General features: G+C 59.7%; 2 protein-coding genes. Both read left to right on the plus strand.

The window, feature by feature from the left end; all coding sequences use genetic code 11:
- Nucleotides 1-53 precede the first annotated feature (53 nt).
- Entirely contained in the window at nt 54-794 is a 741-nt protein-coding gene (ompR, locus tag ACXRVY_RS25660) for an osmolarity response regulator transcription factor OmpR (RefSeq protein ID WP_458238590.1), read from the plus strand.
- A 115-nt stretch (nt 795-909) separates the two neighbouring features.
- A partial coding sequence (locus ACXRVY_RS25665) for an ATP-binding protein (protein WP_458238591.1) occupies nt 910-2,125 on the plus strand: 1,216 nt, incomplete at its 3' end.

Below are 2,125 nucleotides of genomic sequence, written 5' to 3' on the forward strand. Positions count from 1 at the left end.
GCGTATAACGGCAGCTACGCCATAATGCGCGCCGAGATCAAAGGGAGCATCCAATGAGCAGCACTGCACAAACTGCTGAAGGCGAAAAAATTCTTATCGTTGACGACGATCCGGGGCTGAGCAGCCTGCTGGAGCGTTTTTTCGTCAGCAAGGGCTACCGCGCCCGCGCCGTACCGAACACTGAGCAGATGGATCGCCTGCTGGCGCGCGAAGTATTCAACCTGGTCGTCCTCGACCTGATGTTGCCCGGCGAAGACGGCTTGACCGCCTGCCGCCGTCTGCGCAACGCGAACAACCAGATTCCGATCATCATGCTCACCGCCAAGGGCGACGAGCTGAGCCGCATCAAGGGCCTGGAACTGGGCGCCGACGATTACCTGGCCAAGCCGTTCAACCCCGATGAGCTGATGGCTCGCGTCAAGGCGGTATTGCGTCGCCAGTCGGCTCYGGTGCCTGGCGCTCCGGGCAGCGAAGACGAAAGCGTGACCTTCGGTGACTACGAGTTGTCCCTGGCCACCCGCGAGCTCAAGCGCGGCGAAGAAGTGCACATGCTCACCACCGGTGAATTCGCTGTGCTCAAGGCCCTGGTGATGAATGCACGTCAACCGCTGACCCGCGACAAATTGATGAACCTGGCCCGTGGCCGCGAGTGGGATGCCCTGGAGCGTTCCATCGATGTGCAGATTTCCCGTCTGCGCCGGATGATCGAACCCGACCCCTCCAAACCGCGTTACATCCAGACCGTCTGGGGTGTGGGTTATGTGTTTGTTCCGGATGGTACCGCCACCAAGTGATTGGCGATTTGTAGGAGCGGGTCATGCGGATAACGGATCAATCGATCCTGTCCGCAGACTCGCGATCCGCAATATGCGAGCATTGCTCGCTCCTGCAAGTGTTTAACGGCTATCCATGAAAACCCCCGTTTGGTTTCCCCAGAGCTTCTTCTCTCGCACCCTTTGGCTGGTGCTCATCGTCGTTCTCTTCTCCAAGGCGCTGACCCTGGTTTATCTGCTGATGAACGAAGACGTGCTGGTGGACCGCCAATACAGCCACGGTGTCGCCCTGGTGCTGCGTGCCTACTGGGCGGCTGATGAAGAGAACCGAGCAAAGATTGCCGATAGTGCACCCCTGATTCGGGTAGTGGGTGCCGGTGTCCCGGAAGGCGAGCAACATTGGCCATACAGTGAGATTTACCAGCGACAGATGCAGACCGAGTTGGGGCCGGACACCGAAGTGCGACTACGCATGCATTCTCCCCCGGCATTGTGGGTTCGTGCTCCGAGCCTGGGTGAAGGTTGGCTGAAAGTGCCGTTGTATCCGCACCCGTTGCGTGGTCAGAAAATCTGGAATGTGCTCGGCTGGTTCCTTGCTATCGGTCTGCTGTCCACGGCGTCTGCGTGGATCTTCGTCAGCCAGCTCAATCAACCTTTGAAGCGTCTTGTGTATGCCGCACGGCAACTCGGCCAGGGTCGCAGCGTGCGCCTGCCGATCAGCGATACGCCGAGTGAGATGACCGAGGTTTACCGAGCCTTCAACCAGATGGCAGAAGACGTCGAGCAGGCTGGTCGCGAGCGCGAACTGATGCTGGCCGGTGTTTCCCATGATTTGCGCACGCCGTTGACCCGCTTGCGTCTGTCCCTGGAATTGATGGGCGATCGCACCGACCTGACCGACGACATGGTGCGTGACATCGAAGACATGGATGCGATTCTCGATCAGTTCCTGGCGTTCATTCGCGACGGGCGAGACGAGTCGGTGGAAGAGGTTGACCTGAGTGATCTGGTCCGTGAGGTCGCTGCGCCCTACAACCAGAATGAAGAGAAAGTGCGGCTGCGCCTGGAGCCGATCCAGCCGTTTCCGTTGCGTCGTGTGTCGATGAAGCGGCTGCTGAACAACCTGATCGGCAATGCGCTGCATCATGCCGGCAGCGGTGTGGAGGTGGCGGCCTATGTCTCTGGTGACACTGCCGCGCCATACGTGGTGCTGAGCGTCATGGATCGTGGCGCCGGGATCGATCCTTCGGAACTTGAGGCCATCTTCAACCCGTTCACCCGCGGTGATCGTGCCCGCGGTGGCAAGGGCACCGGGTTGGGATTGGCAATCGTGAAGCGGATTGCTTCGATGC

It is taken from the genome of Pseudomonas sp. P5_A2_2, from assembly GCF_054177685.1.